We start from the raw sequence: 15321 nt of genomic DNA, 5'->3' as shown, positions 1-15321 counted from the left end.
CGCATGATAAATACTAAGCTTTTTTCATGGATATTAATGTGTAACTAACATGAACTGATGAATTTACTCTCAATTCTATTTTATCCGTGTTATTCGGCTTAGATTCTTTAAAATCCTACACAGCTTTAGATAGGTCCCATCTCTCTAAAAAGAAGGGAACACATGCTGTGTTCCCTTTTTCCATTATAAGAAAAACATGTATCTGTACACAACTTCGATTATGAAATCTTATTTGTGTACATATTAATACTTATTTTTTAACTTGACTCATAACTTCTTCAGCAAAGTTATCTTGGCGCTTTTCAATACCTTCTCCAACTTCATAGCGGATGAAAGTTTTTACAGTTGCACCTTTAGATTGAACAAATTCTTTAACTTTTTGATCTGGATTCTTAACAAAGCTTTGGTCAAGTAAACAGATGTCTTCAAAATATTTACCAAGACGACCTTCAACCATTTTTGCAACAATATTTTCTGGCTTACCTTCGTTTAGAGCTTGTTCAGTTAAGATTTTACGCTCATGCTCAGCTTCTTCAGCAGAAACTTGATCACGTGATACATACTTAGGATTTACAGCAGCTGCATGCATTGCAACATCTTTTGCAGCATCTGCATCAGTTGTACCTTCTAGTAATGTTAGAACGCCGATACGTCCTCCCATATGTAGGTATGCACCAAATGCATCATTGTCAGTTTTTGATAATACAGTAAAACGACGAAGAGTGATTTTTTCTCCGATTTTAGCAATTGCAGAATTGATGTAATCAGCAACAGTTGTGCCATTGCTCATTGTCTCAGATAAAGCTGCGTCTGCATCTGCAGGCTTCTTCTCAAGTAAGAAATCAGCTAAACCGTTAATTAATTCTTTGAAACCTTCGTTTTTCGCTACGAAATCAGTCTCAGAGTTTACTTCTAAGATTACTGCTTCATTACCGTTTACTTTCACTAATGTAGAACCTTCAGCAGCAATACGATCAGCCTTTTTAGCTGCTTTAGCAATACCTTTTTCACGAAGATAGTCGATTGCTTGATCCATATCTCCATTAGTTTCAGTTAACGCTTTTTTACAATCCATCATTCCAGCGCCTGTTTTTTCACGTAATTCTTTTACCATTTGTGCAGTTACTGCCATTACGGTATTCCTCCTTAAAGTCATATGGGTTTTTAAATGATTCTAACCATCCATTATTTTAAATAAGTGGATATGATAACAATAGGCAGTTTATTATAGAGACCTAAGGTTTCTCCTTATGGTTTCCAAGATGCCCAGATTTAGTTATTTCTTATGTAACTTACTTTAAAAAAAGGTGATAAAAGGTCATTCCCCCTTATCACCTTTTGCACATTAAGCAGGTGTAGTTTCTTCACCTTGTTTAGATTCTAAAATTGCATCTGCAATTTTTGCAGTTAGAAGCTTAACAGCGCGGATTGCATCATCATTTGCAGGGATTACGTAATCAATTTCATCAGGATCACAGTTAGTATCAACGATACCTACGATCGGGATGTTTAATTTACGAGCTTCTGCAACAGCGATACGCTCTTTACGAGGATCAATAATGAATAATGCATCTGGTAATTGCTTCATGTCTTTAATTCCACCAAGGAATTTTTCAAGACGCTCAAGCTCTTTGTTAAGTTGTACTACTTCTTTCTTTGGTAGTACTTCAAAAGTGCCATCTTCTTGCATTCTTTGAATATCTTTTAAACGTTTGATACGCTTTTGGATTGTTTCAAAGTTTGTTAATGTACCACCTAACCAACGTTGGTTTACAAAGTACATTCCAGAACGTTCTGCTTCTTCTTTAACTGAATCTTGTGCTTGTTTTTTTGTACCTACGAAAAGGATTGTACCACCTTCAGCTCCAAGTTCTTTAACGAATTTGTAAGCTTCTTCAACCTTTTTAACTGTTTTTTGAAGGTCGATGATGTAGATACCGTTACGCTCAGTGAAGATGTAACGTTTCATTTTTGGGTTCCAACGGCGTGTTTGGTGACCGAAGTGAACACCAGCTTCAAGCAATTGTTTCATAGAAATTACTGACATTAATTTGTTCCTCCTAATGGTTTTGATCTCCTCCGCTTATATCATCTTTAAGCATAACTGTTATCTTTAAGCATATAATTTTATGATAAGGTTAACAGCACCAATACTTAAATCTATAAGCGTGTGTAATAACACCAAAAATTAATATACCATATTAACCTACCACATTCAAGAGTAAAGTAAAACTTCTTAACAATATTATTTGATTACTCATTAAACAACGCTTTGATTCAATTATAATTGACGAAATTTTAAAAGAAGCTCGATTTCTGTTTTACCAACATTCAACCGTTTCGCAATTTGTTCAATAGTATGTCCCTCTTTATAAAGATTTATAGCTTTTTCTTCAAAAGATGGATTTTTTTGTTGTTTAGGTTGATTAATTTCAACGATATCCTCCACTTGATCAACATTTAATAAGTGATCAGGAAGTTCATGTTCATCAACTTGTTTATCAGGTTTTTGTATTTCAACATGACTAGCTTTTTGATCTTGATTAATTGGATTGAAATGATGTTCTTCTTTTTTTTGAGGAATTGAATTAGAAGTTTTCAATAACTTTTCAATAAGTCTGTCATTCTCATCCTTAATATCAATAAGAAAACTTGTCATAGAATTTTCTGTTTCTTCAAGTAACTGACGCTGTGTATCAGATATATTTTTTATTGTAGAGTATTTCATATAAAGAACAACGATAAAATAAAAAGCTACTACATGAAGTAGTAAACTTATGAAAAGTAATATAGTCGGCATAGGCATCCTCTCTTAACCAAAAAAATCAATTGTTTTCCCCTTATAGGGGTGGTCAGGATTCTCCTCTTGTTTTTGTTCTTCTTTTTTCTTTTTCTTCTGATTATGATGTTGCTCTGATTGATCCCTTTTTAATTGTAACTTTTCACTTTCTTGATTTTCCTGGACCTGCGATCTTTTTAAGTCTACTTCCTTTTGTATAGAATGTGCAAGTTGATCATGATTAATCTGATTTCTTTGATTGAGCTGTTCTTGAATCTTCCCAGCATCATGAGTGCGAGGCAGAGCAATTTGCATTTCTATATTTTTTAAGCTCATATCATCCTCACCTTTACGAAGCACAATACTGATGTTTGTTTGTAAAGTCTTGTTGGCTTACCTCATGATTGTGCTAATGATTCTATGAAAAATATTAATGTATTACATTTTCTAATATTTTTCTTAATTTAAACAACGCTTTAGAATGAATTTGTGAGATTCTTGAAGTTGATAGGTTCATAACTTGACCAATTTCTGTTAAAGTTAATTCTTCTTTGTAAAAGAAGCTTATAACAAGCTGCTCTTTTTCACTTAATTGAGTGATAACTTCAGATAACTGACTGATTAATTCATCATTAATCATCTTTTCTTCCGGTGTTACCTGGTTATCATCTTTCACAGTAAACCCAATACTTTCGCCATCATCTTGATCAAACAATTGATCATCAATAGACAATACATTTGCAAAAAAACCTTCATTCATCACACCAATAACTTCATCTTCTGTTAAGCCAAGTTCATTTGCAATTTCTTTCGTGGAAATATTTCGCAAATGTTTTTGCTCTAATTTATCAATCGCCGCTTCTACTCGTTTAGCCTTTTCACGTGAACTCCGTGGTAGCCAATCTTCTTTTCTTAGGCCATCTATGATTGCTCCTCGCACCCGGAAAGAAGCATACGTGTCGAACTTTAAATCACGATTTGGGTCAAATTTCTCTAATGCATCATATAACCCAAACAAGCCTAAGCTCATTAAATCGTCTTTATTTACATTCTTTGGAAGTCCAATAGAAATTCTTTGAACATGATAAGAAACAAGGGGCATATATTTCTTGATGAGCGCATCACCAGCATGAGAATCTCGTACATCTATCCATTTTTGCCAAATTACTTGTTCATCGGTTAGTGTCATTAGTGTCATTTTTATCCCCCTGATACAGATATGTTTCATTGAAAAGCAATTTTATCTTTCAAAAACCTTCACACCCAGTAATAAATAACAGGCTTGGTTTTTATAAGTTAAATAATTTTCACACCTTGATTTACTGTTCTAATCATTAACTCACAAGTTATTGGATCAAATTCAATGGTTCTTCCGCTATTACCACCAACATCTTCTTTTAGTAAAGGTATGTTATATGATTTAAGTACTTCTTTAACTGCTTCTACATTTCTTGGGCCGATTCTCATCATGTCACTAGTTGTTTGAAATTGGAACATTTGAGCACCACCAGCCATCTTAGCTTGTAAAGACCTCATTTTTGCTCCTGCTTCTACTAATTTGTCGATTAGTAATGGAACGGCAGTGTCTGCATATTTTGCCTGATTAATAGACGACTGATTTGCTAGTGTTGAATCTGGTAGCATAACATGAGCCAGTCCAGCTATTTGGTAGATCCTATCGAATAAAATAAGACCTACACAAGATCCTAATCCTGAGGTGCGAATTCGCTGTGGAGATTTCACTATATTTAAATCAGCAATCCCAACTTTAACAATCTCAATTGACTCATTCTTCATCTTTTACACCAAGTGCATCAAATAACTTTTTAAAGGAATCTGGATCTGGTAAGAGAAAGAAATGCCCTTTTACTGAATCTTTTTCTAACTGATCTTCTTCCTTAATTGCAGTGTCAATGATAATAGCAAAATCACCCGCATGTGATAACTCAATTAAACCGTGACTAATAACAGCACCAAACATATCAATTGTAAGTGCAGGAACTGAAGGATAGATTGTTAAATCTGTCAAATCAGATAATGATGATAAATATGATCCTGTTAAAATATTACCGAGTTCTTGAAATGCAGATAACCCTAATTCATTATATGGTGGTTCTTTTAACGAAAATTGATCATCGCCGATTAGCTGTTTTATAAAGCGTTCAGCTTGTTCAATGCTTAATACAAAGAATAAGGAGCCAGGGATATCACCTTCAATCCTTAAAAAGACACTAGCTATGACAACGTCAGGACCGCCTACCCATTCCATTAAGTCGTTAAAGGAAACAATCTTAACATCTGGTACATTCATATCTATCTTTTTTGCCAGCAACTTCGATAATGAAGTTGCTGAATGGCCAGCACCAATATTCCCTACTTCTTTTAAAATATCGATATGTGTAGATGAAATAAAATTAATATAATCCATTTAAAGTCCCTCTATACACCGAGAAGAGAACGCTCGTCATTACTTTTCAGTACTTGTTCTAAATCAATCATAACAATTAATCTTTTATCTAATTTTGCTACTCCTTGAATATACTCAACTTCCACAGCCCAACAACTTCTGGTGCAGGTTCAATAATGTCCTGGTGAATATCAATAACATCATTTGCTGCATCTACAATAAACCCGACTTCCATATCTTCTTTGGAAACAATAATCATTCTTGTACTTTCAGTATCTTCGAGGTCTTTTAATCCAAATCTTTTGCGTAAATCTATAATAGGTGTTACAACTCCACGTAAATTAATTACTCCTTTAATATAAGAAGCTGTTCTTGGAACTCTAGTAATATGTTGAACTTTTTCAATAGAACGAACTTGTTGTACAGGAATTCCGTATTCCTCATCTTGTAATTGAAAAACAATGACTTTTAAGTCACCAGATATATGTTCACTCATCGTTTAATCCCCTCTCAAAAGAAAATATCAGCATCTTGATTTAAATAATAAGCTTAAAAAACAAACGTTCTAAATGAAGTCACTATTTTATTAAAGAATTACAATCAACGATTAACGCTACTTGACCATCACCTAAAATAGTAGCACCTGAGATGGCAAATACTGAGTTCAAGTAATTTCCAAGAGATTTTAGAACGATTTCCTGCTGACCAATGAAGGAGTCAACGACAAGTGCTGCCATTTTGTCACCTTTACGTACAATAATTAATGAAACAAAATCTTCATTTTCGCTTTCTTCTGGTACTTCAAAGATTTCAGATAAGAAGACTAACGGCACAATTTTCCCACGGAAATCAATTACTTTTTGATTATGTGCTTGTAAAATCTCATCTTTTTTAATAACAGCTGTTTCAATGATTGATGATAGTGGAATTGCATATTTTTCTTTACGTAATTCAACTAACATGACGGAGATAATCGATAATGTAAGCGGAAGTTGGATAGAGAAAAGTGATCCTTTTCCTTCCTGAGCATCTACTGATACCGTTCCTCCTAATGATTCAATCGTGCTTTTTACAACATCCAGTCCTACTCCACGACCAGAGATATCTGAAATTTGATCAGCAGTAGAGAATCCTGAAGAGAAAATCAATTCGTAAACTTGTTTATCCGTTAGTGTAGAAGCAACCTGTTCTGTTACTACTCCTCTATCTAATGCTTTCTTCAAGACTCGGTCACGACTAATTCCAGCACCATCATCTTCGATTTCAATGAAAACATGGTTTCCACTATGATAAGCTCTTAAAACAACATTACCTTCTTCACTTTTACCATTTTTCACACGAACGTCTGGCATTTCTACACCGTGATCAATCGCATTTCGAAGTAAGTGAACTAATGGGTCCCCAATCTCATCAATAACTGTGCGGTCAAGTTCTGTTTCTGCACCGATAATTTCAAGATTTATTTTTTTGTTTAAATCTTTAGCGAGTTGTCTAATCATTCGTGGGAATCGGTTAAACACAGTTTCAACTGGTACCATTCGCATATTTAGGATAATATTCTGTAAATCTCCAGAGATACGAGACATTCTTTCTACAGTTTCATTAAGCTCATTATTGTTTAAATCTTTAGAAATCTGCTCTAATCTACCTCGGTCAATAACCAATTCCTCGAAAAGATTCATTAAAATATCCAAACGTTCAATATTAACACGTATTGTCTTAGTACTTGTAGCAGCAACCTGCTTTGTAGCTGTTTTAACCTGCTCTTTGGCTTGTACATGTTTTACTACTTCTTCCTCAGCTACCGTTAATTCTTGTTGAGAAGTTTCTTCATGAGCTTGTTTCATATTTTTTTCAGCTACTACTATTGGTTGAACATTTACACTATCAATTTCAGAAACTTTCATTACCTTATTTTGAATATCTTCAGAAGAATCCTTTGTTACAATTGCAACAGTGAATTGATGATCAAATTTTTCTTCTTCTAATTGATCAACTGATGGAACGGACTTAATAACTTCACCAGCCTGCTCTAGAATTTCAAACACCATAAATACTCGAGCAGCTTTTAACAAACAATCTTCTCTTAAGGTTATCGTTAATTCAAATGCTGAAAATCCTTGTTCTTTAGATTGCTGAATAACGGCATTTTCATAATCATCATAATCTTGAATTGATTGTGAAAGAGTTACCTCGTTTGAGGGTGATGACTCTTCTGCAACAGCTTCACCATTTTCAATTTTCTTCAACATTTCAACTACTTTTGAAACATCCTTCTTACCATCTCCACCTTCTGCTATAGAGAAAACCATTTCCTCTAAATCATCAACAGAAGCAAATACAACATCAAGAATTTCAGCAGAAACAGATAGTTTTTCATTTCGAATGGCATCTAAGACATTTTCCATTTGATGTGTTAAACTAGCTAAATCTTCGTAACCCATTGTTGCACTCATTCCTTTGAGTGTATGTGCCGAACGGAAAATATCATTGACAATTGATAGATCAGTTGGGTTTTTCTCTAATTCTAGTAATTTCTCATTACAAGCTTGTAGATGCTCTTTACTTTCTTCAATAAAGACTTCTAGGTATTGATTCATTTCCATACGGTAACACCCCTAAGTATCAAGTTAAGTAATTTATTTATATTTGGAAAATTATTATGATACACATCAAAACTAACACAGCGAAAATTGTTTTTTAACGCTGATTTGTCAAAAAGTTCATAATAGCCGCTGCTATATTCTCAACATTTTCAACTTTATCTACCAGATTTGTTGCCACTGCTGCTTTAGGCATTCCGTATACAACAGATGTTTGTTCAGATTCAGAAATAGCTTTTACCACTCCCGTTGACTTTAGCTTCTTCAAACCTTCTGAACCATCAGATCCCATTCCAGTCATAATTACAGCTACTTTGCAGTAATCTTTTAGTTCGCTAATAGAATCAAACATCACATCTACAGAAGGACGATGCCCATTTCTTATTGCAGACTGGTCAATTTTAATAGTAAGTGATGTGCCTGTTTTTACTATTTTTAGATGAGATCCACCCGGTGCAATATAAGCTGTACCTTTCTTTACTAATTCACCATTAACTGCTTCTTTCACTTCAATTGAAGAAATAGAGTTCAATCGACTCGCCAATGAATGCGTGAAACCAGGAGGCATATGTTGAACGATAAAGATTGGTGCATCAATGTTTGCAGGTATTTTTGTTAATACATGTTGCAAAGTTCCTAGGTCCTCCAGTTGATGTTCCTATACAAACAATTGATGACTTAAGATGGTTTTTGTCGAAAGAAGTAGGGCTTTTGTAATCTATTGAGTCTATTTTACTATATTCATTCACTGTAAGTGGAGTCTTTTTTTCCGTAAATCGACTTATTGTTTTATTTCGCCTCGAAGAATTAGCCAAAATGACTTTTTCCTTTAACTCTTCCTTTACTTTGTGAAGATCTAATGAAATGGCCCCAGAAGGTTTTGTGATGAAATCAAATGCCCCGTATTGTAGGGATAAAATCGTATTTTCAGCACCTTCTTTTGTAGTACTAGAAAGCATAATGACCGGACGAGGATATTTATTCATAATAACCTTTAGAGCTTCGAGTCCATTCAAAACAGGCATCTCAACGTCAAGGGTTATAACATCTGGATTTATCTCTTCGATTTTTGCTAGCGCATCTTCACCATTTCTAGCCGTTCCTACGACTTCAATGCTCTCATGTTCAACAAGAAAATCTGTAATAAGCTTTCTCATAAAAGCTGAATCATCCACTACCAGCACTCGTATTTTCCCCATTATTGTTTACCTACCCTTCATGAAGAAATTTTTTAATTTCGATATAAAAGGTGTTGAATCAACTACTTCTACATCAGTTGACTTTGTTCGAATAAAATCCTTTGAAATTGTTATTAAAGCTTTACTAGCTTGACAATTAGGTTGATATAATAATACTGGTTTTTGGTCAATAACAGCTTTCATGATCGTTGAATCATCAGGTATGATACCTAATAATGAAACCTGGCGACTCAAAAATTGGGTAATCGTTTGTGCGAATCTGCTATAAGTAGAGTCACCAACCTTCTTGTTAAAAGCCTATTTACTACAATTGAAAAGGGTATCGTTGGGTGGTTCAGACACACATGTTTAATAGCTGAATAAGCATCAGTCATTGATGTTGGTTCTGGAGTTGTAATAACAATAATTTCATCAACAGAAAGTAAAAAGCGCAAACTATCTTCTGAAATTCCGGCCCCCATATCAAAGATGATATAATCGTATACTTTAAATAAGAGATCTAACTGCTGTAGAAATCGTTGGAATTTTGTCTCATCAAGTTGGAAAATAGTTCCTAACCCACTGCCACCAGAAATATACTCCAATCCATCTGGTCCAGTTGAAATAATATCAGTAAGTGATAGATCTTTTTGGAAAAAGTCAACAATTGAATATTTAGAACTTTCGCCTATTAAGATATCAATGTTTCCCATACCTATATCTAAATCAAACAATAAAACTCGTTTATTTTCTTTTTGTAGAGCCAATGAAAAATTAAGGGAAAAATTTGATTTACCAACCCCGCCTTTTCCACTCATTACCGCAATTGACTTGGCTTGAGTTTTTAAGCTATTTAGTCTTTGTCTTAAACGTTCTGCTTGATCATTTACCATTTGATTACCTCAACATTTGTTCGACTATACGTTCTCGTGTAGCTGCTTCAATATCATCTGGGACATCTTGACCATGGGTCGTATAGGCAATACCTTTATTTGTCTTTATCATGACATCAAACAATGTTCCTCTTGTTGCTGTTTCGTCTAACTTTGTAAAGATAAGTTTACTTATTGGAATGACAGAAAATTGTTCATATACCGCTAACATATCAGAAGATTTTGCTGTAGCAGCAAGAACAAGATACGTTTCCATTTCCTCATTAAAATCAATAATCTTTTCTAAATCAGAAACATACTTTTCTTCTAAAAAATTTCGTCCTGCAGTATCGATAAATACATAATCATACATAGAAAGTTTCTTTTTAGCTTCTTTAAAATCTTCAATTGTATAACAAACTTCCATTGGAACGTCTAAAATTTTTGCATATGTTTTTAACTGTTCAATAGCCGCAATTCTATAAGTGTCAGTTGTGATAAAAGCAACTTTTTTCTTCTTTTGTAACACACATTCAGCTGCTAATTTCGCTAAAGTAGTTGTTTTACCTACTCCTGTTGGGCCAATAACATTAATGTATTTCTTTTTATAAGAAATTCCACCAAACTCAAGATTGGAAATACGGCTAGCAAAGAGTTCCATTTGTTTCTTAAATAGCTGTTCAACTGTGACGTCACCCTTTTTGTTATACCAATATTCCAAAAGTTCACCCATAATTTGAGCTCTTATAGATGAACTAATATCTTGTTTGATCATCTTTTGTAAAAGTAGTTGAAGCGGTTCAGGGTATTGTCCCATTTTTTCATCACTGGAAATGGTTTGAACAAGTCGCTTCAACTCATTTATTTCGTCTAAAAGGGGCTTGTGATCAGTTACTTTTTCAACTGGTTTTGGTGTGCTTTGATTTGCTAGCTCAGAATTGAACTTTGTTTGTGGTACTGTGTTTTCTTGAACAATTGCTTTTGTTTCTTTCTTTGGCTGCGGATCTACTTGTACATCCGGATCCATTGCAGCAATCACTTCAATCTTTTTTTTAGTAAAAAGACCTAGAAAACCACCTGTTTGAATACTTTTGGAATTCAAAATAACTACATCATTACCCATTTCAGCACGGATTTTTTTCATTGCTTCTTGCATAGATGGTGCGACATATTTTTTTACCTTCATTCGACGTTTACCACCCCGATACTTTGTACTTCGACATTTGCTTCTAGTTCATTATATGACAATATAGGTACCTGAGGGAAATAACGATCTGTTAGCTGTCTAACATACATTCTCACTGCAGGTGAACATAATACAATTGGTGTTTGTTGTTGAAGTGAAAGCATTTCAATTTCTTTTGCTATAGCTTCAATAAGTTGTTGTGAAACATCCGGGCTTAATGATAAATAATTTCCATGCTCTGTTTGTTGGACACCTTCTGCTATAAGTTTTTCTACCCTACCTGATAAGGTAACAACCTTCATCATTTGTTCCTGATCAGCATATTGGGAAGTAATTTGTTTAGCTAACGCTTGTCTAACATATTCACCTAACAGTTCAGTATCCGAAGTCATTTTTCCGAAATCTGCTAATGTTTCAAAGATAATTGGTAAGTTTCGTATAGATACCTTTTCTCTTAAAAGCTTTGCAAGAACTTTTTGAATATCCCCAATTCCAAGTGGTGAAGGTGTTACTTCTTCCACTAAAATTGGGTAAGATTCTTTTAAGTGATCTATTAATTGTTTTGTTTCTTGTCGACCTAATAGCTCATGTGCATGTTGTTTAATAATCTCTGTAATGTGTGTAGAAACAACAGATGGTGGATCTACTACCGTATATCCATACATTTCCGCCGTATCCTTCATTTCTTCTGTAATCCATTTTGCAGGCAAACCAAACGATGGCTCAATGGTGTCAATTCCTTCAATTGAATCATCTTCAATTCCTGGTGCCATTGCTAAATAATGATCAAGAAGAATCTCGCCTTTGGCTAATTCATTTCCTTTTATCTTTAATCGATACTCATTAGGTTGCAACTGAATGTTATCCCGTATACGTACAACAGGAATAACGATACCTAATTCAATAGCTAATTGTCTACGAATCATAACTACACGATCTAAAAGATCCCCACCTTGATTTGTATCGGCAAGAGGAATTAATCCATATCCGAATTCAAATTCAATTGGATCAATATTCAATAGATTTACCACACTCTCAGGCTTTTCATTTCATCCATTTCTATTTCTTGTTCCAACTCTTCTTCATCCGGAATTTCTTGAGCTTTTGATCTTGTAATCATATAGCCACCAAAAGCTAAAAGACCTGCGATCGGTAGTGTTAATAAAATACCGATTGGAGTAAAGATTCCTAATAGAAAGATCGTCCCTGCCGCTACGTAAAGCATTTTCGGATAAGCAAAAAGTTGTGAAGTAATATCAGTACCTAAGTTACCTTCCGAAGCTGCTCTTGTTACAACAATACCTGTTGCAGTTGAGATTAGAAGTGCAGGTATTTGGCTCACTATTCCGTCTCCAACTGTTAACATTGTAAAATGAGAAGCCGCTTCACCAATCGGCATTCCTAATTGCATCATACCAATAATGATTCCAAATAACATATTTATAAGAACCATGATAATACCAGCAATCGCATCACCTTTAACGAATTTACTAGCACCATCCATTGCTCCATAAAAATCTGCTTCATTTGCAATTTTATCTCGACGCTCACGTGCCTGTTGTTCAGAGATCATTCCTGCATTTAAATCAGCATCAATACTCATTTGTTTACCTGGCATTGCATCGAGTGTGAAACGAGCAGCAACCTCTGATACACGTTCAGATCCCTTTGTAATAACAACAAATTGGATCACAATTAAGATAGTAAAAACAACAAAACCTACAAGAACATTCCCACCGGTAACAAAAGTACCAAATGTTTCAACAACCTTACCTGCATCTCCTTCGGCAAGAATGGCTCTTGTTGTTGAAACATTTAACCCTAAACGGAAAAGTGTTAAAAGTAGTATCAAAGATGGAAAAATTGAAAACTGTAATGGCTCGTTCATATTCATTGACGTAAGAATGACCAATAATGCAAGAGAAATATTAATGATAATTAAAAAGCTCAATAACCAGCCGGGAACGGAATGATCAGCATTGCTACTATTAAGATAACACTAAGTAATACAGATAAATCTTTTCCGGACATGTTGTTTATCTCTCCTTAAAACCCATTCTATCTATCTTTATCTGTGTTAACACACCTTCTAAGATTTCCACTTCAGGCATCTTTCATAAAGTTTCTAGATAGCCTTTTATATCAAAAACTAACAATTTATGACTAAATTGATTTAGCTTGATAAACATAGGCAATAATTTCTGCAACCGCCTGGAAAAACTCATCAGGAATTGCTTGTCCAATATCCACTTGGGCATATAAGGCCCTTGCCAATGGTCGATTTTCCACCATGACAACATCATTTGCTTTAGCAACTTCTTTTATTTTCTGTGCAACAAGATCCACGCCCATTGCTACAACAAAGGGTGCATCCATTTTTGTTTCATCATATTTTAAAGCAATCGCATAGTGAGTGGGGTTCGTAATGACTACATCGGCATTTGGAACATCCTGCATCATACGTCTCATTGCCATCTCACGTTGTCTTTGCTTAATTTTCGATTTAATAAGGGGGTCACCTTCAGATTTTTTATATTCATCCTTTATGTCTTGCTTCGACATTTTTAGGTTTTTTTCATAATCATAACGCTGATAAAGATAGTCTAATAGTGATAATAGCAATAAAGCTGCTGAGGCAAACAACCCCATTTTTACTGTTAAAGTAGCAATATATATTAAAGATTGTTCAACTGTCATATGTGACAATCGTAAAACATTCTCAATATCTAACCAAAGAACAGAAAAAGTAACAAACCCGACAAATGTAATCTTCAATAATGATTTTAATAATTCAACAATGGCACGCATTGAATAAATACGCTTAAAGCCTGAATTGGATCTAATTTATTTAACTTCATTTGAATAGCTTCAGTTGAAAATAAAAACCCTACTTGTAAATAATTAGCCAAAATACCAGCAACTAAAGCAACCCCCATTACAGGTGCCAGAATAATAGCAGACTGATAAGCTAATGTAATAAATAAGTCATGAACATTTTGATCTGATAGTTCAATAAGCAAATAATCCTGAAAAGTTCCTCTCATCATAAGCAGGATACGATCTCTCATAAATGCGCCAATGAATAAAAACGATAAAAATATTGCTAAAAGTGATATTGCTGTATTAACATCTGCACTTTTCGCTACTTGCCCTTTTTTCCTTGCATCTTGCTTTTTTCGTGGTGTGGCTTTTTCCGTTTTCTCTCCTGCAAAAAACTGTAAATCTAATCTAAGAAGATTCATTGCCTCCACCTCCGAACAACTCCATAAGTCCTCTCATTGTATAAGTCATTGTTTCGAATAACTGCTGCATCAGCATAAATAAAGCTCCCATAACTAAAATTAACATGATAAAACTTACACCAATTTTTAATGGCAAACCAACAACGAAAATGTTTAACTGAGGCACAGTTCTAGCTACTATCCCTAAAGCAATATCAACTAAAAATAGTGAGCCTACCACCGGGATAGACATTTGAAATGCAATGATAAACATTGAATTAAATGACTCAACAATAAATTCAATCACACTTTCTTCACCCATTGGAAGAAAAGGTTGATCTATAGGGACAAATTGGTAGCTATAAAAAACTCCGTCAAGCAATAAATGATGAGCATTTGTCGTAATCATAAATAAGAGGACAAATGTGTATAAAAATTGACCAACAAGAGGACTTTGTGCTCCTGTTTGCGGATCAATAACATTTGCTATTGCAAAACCCATCTGGAAATCAATAAAACTTCCGGCAATTTGTATTGCAGCAAGGATAAAATACGCTGAAAATCCGATTGTTAATCCCAAAAGCACTTCTTTTAATATCAGCATAATAAATTGCCCATTCACTTCAATAGCAGGAGGATCTATTGAGAAAAACATAATCCACGCTAAAAAGAAGGAAAAACCAATTTTATGAGTATTAGGAATATTGCGGTATGAGAAGAAAGGCATTGTAACGAAAAATGCTGTAATCCTCATAAAAATCAAAAGAAAAGCCGGATAATTCTCTAGTATTGTGATCATTCTAGTTTCACAAACCTATTTAAGTTTCCGAATATATCTTGTGCATAGGATACTAGAGTAGAAAGCATCCAAGGTCCAAAAAAGATTAAATTTCCACCAAAACGGCCACGATTTTCGGGATAAACGCAAGAGTTTGCTCTTGAATTTGAGTCGTAGCCTGAAAAATACTAACAACAAGACCGATAACCAAGGCTAATAGTAATAATGGTCCACAAATAATTAACGTTGTGTATACGGCTTTTTCTGCTAAGGAAATAACAAATTCTGAACTCATTC

General features: G+C 34.3%; 12 protein-coding genes and 5 pseudogenes. All 17 read right to left on the bottom strand.

The window, feature by feature from the left end; all coding sequences use genetic code 11:
* Positions 1–250: 250 nt before the first annotated feature.
* Positions 251–1132: a translation elongation factor Ts gene (tsf, locus tag MVE64_RS23735; RefSeq protein ID WP_098796321.1), complete on the bottom strand. Its 882-nt coding sequence runs from the start codon at positions 1130–1132 to the stop codon at positions 251–253.
* A gap of 213 nt (positions 1133–1345) precedes the next feature.
* Positions 1346–2047 carry a 30S ribosomal protein S2 gene (gene rpsB, locus MVE64_RS23730; RefSeq protein WP_066337690.1) on the bottom strand — a complete coding sequence of 234 codons (702 nt, stop codon included), beginning with the start codon at positions 2045–2047 and terminating at the stop codon, positions 1346–1348.
* Positions 2048–2281: 234 nt separating this feature from the next.
* Positions 2282–2800 carry a hypothetical protein gene (locus tag MVE64_RS23725; RefSeq protein ID WP_212134569.1) on the bottom strand — a complete coding sequence of 173 codons (519 nt, stop codon included), beginning with the start codon at positions 2798–2800 and terminating at the stop codon, positions 2282–2284.
* A gap of 12 nt (positions 2801–2812) precedes the next feature.
* The gene (locus tag MVE64_RS23720) at positions 2813–3115 is read right to left on the bottom strand and encodes a hypothetical protein (RefSeq protein WP_247341718.1); all 303 of its coding nucleotides are present in this window, start codon (positions 3113–3115) and stop codon (positions 2813–2815) included.
* Positions 3116–3209: 94 nt separating this feature from the next.
* Positions 3210–3977: a FliA/WhiG family RNA polymerase sigma factor gene (locus MVE64_RS23715; RefSeq protein WP_098796318.1), complete on the bottom strand. Its 768-nt coding sequence runs from the start codon at positions 3975–3977 to the stop codon at positions 3210–3212.
* A gap of 98 nt (positions 3978–4075) precedes the next feature.
* Positions 4076–4576 (bottom strand): chemotaxis protein CheD, encoded by a 501-nt coding sequence (locus MVE64_RS23710; RefSeq protein WP_098796317.1) that lies wholly within the window; start codon positions 4574–4576, stop codon positions 4076–4078.
* A complete protein-coding gene (locus tag MVE64_RS23705; RefSeq protein ID WP_247341715.1) occupies positions 4566–5207 on the bottom strand; it encodes a chemotaxis protein CheC in 642 nt (213 codons plus the stop codon). The genes MVE64_RS23710 and MVE64_RS23705 overlap by 11 nt, the downstream gene beginning before the upstream one ends.
* An 11-nt stretch (positions 5208–5218) precedes the next feature.
* Positions 5219–5682 (bottom strand): annotated as a pseudogene (locus MVE64_RS23700) (chemotaxis protein CheW).
* A gap of 82 nt (positions 5683–5764) precedes the next feature.
* On the bottom strand, positions 5765–7792 hold the full coding sequence (locus MVE64_RS23695; protein ID WP_247341712.1) for a chemotaxis protein CheA: 2028 nt from the start codon (positions 7790–7792) through the stop codon (positions 5765–5767).
* 94 nt (positions 7793–7886) lie between these two features.
* Positions 7887–8988: pseudogene (locus MVE64_RS23690) on the bottom strand (protein-glutamate methylesterase/protein-glutamine glutaminase).
* Between the two features lie 6 nt (positions 8989–8994).
* Positions 8995–9222 carry a MinD/ParA family ATP-binding protein gene (locus MVE64_RS23685; protein WP_247341709.1) on the bottom strand — a complete coding sequence of 76 codons (228 nt, stop codon included), beginning with the start codon at positions 9220–9222 and terminating at the stop codon, positions 8995–8997.
* Positions 9219–9860, bottom strand: a complete 642-nt coding sequence (locus tag MVE64_RS23680; RefSeq protein WP_247341706.1) for a P-loop NTPase — start codon at positions 9858–9860, stop codon at positions 9219–9221. The genes MVE64_RS23685 and MVE64_RS23680 overlap by 4 nt, the downstream gene beginning before the upstream one ends.
* Before the next feature lie 4 nt (positions 9861–9864).
* A complete protein-coding gene (gene flhF, locus MVE64_RS23675; RefSeq protein ID WP_247341703.1) occupies positions 9865–11025 on the bottom strand; it encodes a flagellar biosynthesis GTPase FlhF in 1161 nt (386 codons plus the stop codon).
* A pseudogene (gene flhA, locus MVE64_RS23670) lies at positions 11022–13056 on the bottom strand (flagellar biosynthesis protein FlhA). The gene flhF and the pseudogene flhA overlap by 4 nt, the downstream one beginning before the upstream one ends.
* A gap of 132 nt (positions 13057–13188) precedes the next feature.
* Positions 13189–14267 (bottom strand): annotated as a pseudogene (gene flhB / locus MVE64_RS23665) (flagellar biosynthesis protein FlhB).
* The gene (fliR, locus tag MVE64_RS23660; RefSeq protein WP_247341700.1) at positions 14254–15045 is read right to left on the bottom strand and encodes a flagellar biosynthetic protein FliR; all 792 of its coding nucleotides are present in this window, start codon (positions 15043–15045) and stop codon (positions 14254–14256) included. Before fliR ends, flhB begins: the two are co-directional and overlap by 14 nt.
* A pseudogene (gene fliQ / locus MVE64_RS23655) lies at positions 15042–15319 on the bottom strand (flagellar biosynthesis protein FliQ). The gene fliR and the pseudogene fliQ overlap by 4 nt, the downstream one beginning before the upstream one ends.
* Positions 15320–15321: the final 2 nt, after the last annotated feature.

Source organism: Metabacillus endolithicus, from assembly GCF_023078335.1.
Lineage (GTDB): Bacteria > Bacillota > Bacilli > Bacillales > Bacillaceae > Metabacillus > Metabacillus endolithicus.
The sequence above is the reverse complement of the archived record's forward strand: the minus strand, read 5'-3'. Positions and strand labels throughout refer to the sequence as shown.

What these genes read in the sequence shown, in the direction of transcription:
- MVE64_RS23705 (WP_247341715.1), bottom strand. Translation starts at nt 5,207, where the DNA reads ATGGATTATATTAATTTTATTTCATCTACACATATCGATATTTTAAAA.
- MVE64_RS23725 (WP_212134569.1), bottom strand. Translation starts at nt 2,800, where the DNA reads ATGCCGACTATATTACTTTTCATAAGTTTACTACTTCATGTAGTAGCT.
- MVE64_RS23710 (WP_098796317.1), bottom strand. Translation starts at nt 4,576, where the DNA reads ATGAAGAATGAGTCAATTGAGATTGTTAAAGTTGGGATTGCTGATTTA.
- MVE64_RS23715 (WP_098796318.1), bottom strand. Translation starts at nt 3,977, where the DNA reads ATGACACTAATGACACTAACCGATGAACAAGTAATTTGGCAAAAATGG.
- fliR (WP_247341700.1), bottom strand. Translation starts at nt 15,045, where the DNA reads ATGATCACAATACTAGAGAATTATCCGGCTTTTCTTTTGATTTTTATG.
- flhF (WP_247341703.1), bottom strand. Translation starts at nt 11,025, where the DNA reads ATGAAGGTAAAAAAATATGTCGCACCATCTATGCAAGAAGCAATGAAA.
- MVE64_RS23720 (WP_247341718.1), bottom strand. Translation starts at nt 3,115, where the DNA reads ATGAGCTTAAAAAATATAGAAATGCAAATTGCTCTGCCTCGCACTCAT.
- MVE64_RS23680 (WP_247341706.1), bottom strand. Translation starts at nt 9,860, where the DNA reads ATGGTAAATGATCAAGCAGAACGTTTAAGACAAAGACTAAATAGCTTA.
- tsf (WP_098796321.1), bottom strand. Translation starts at nt 1,132, where the DNA reads ATGGCAGTAACTGCACAAATGGTAAAAGAATTACGTGAAAAAACAGGC.
- MVE64_RS23695 (WP_247341712.1), bottom strand. Translation starts at nt 7,792, where the DNA reads ATGGAAATGAATCAATACCTAGAAGTCTTTATTGAAGAAAGTAAAGAG.
- rpsB (WP_066337690.1), bottom strand. Translation starts at nt 2,047, where the DNA reads ATGTCAGTAATTTCTATGAAACAATTGCTTGAAGCTGGTGTTCACTTC.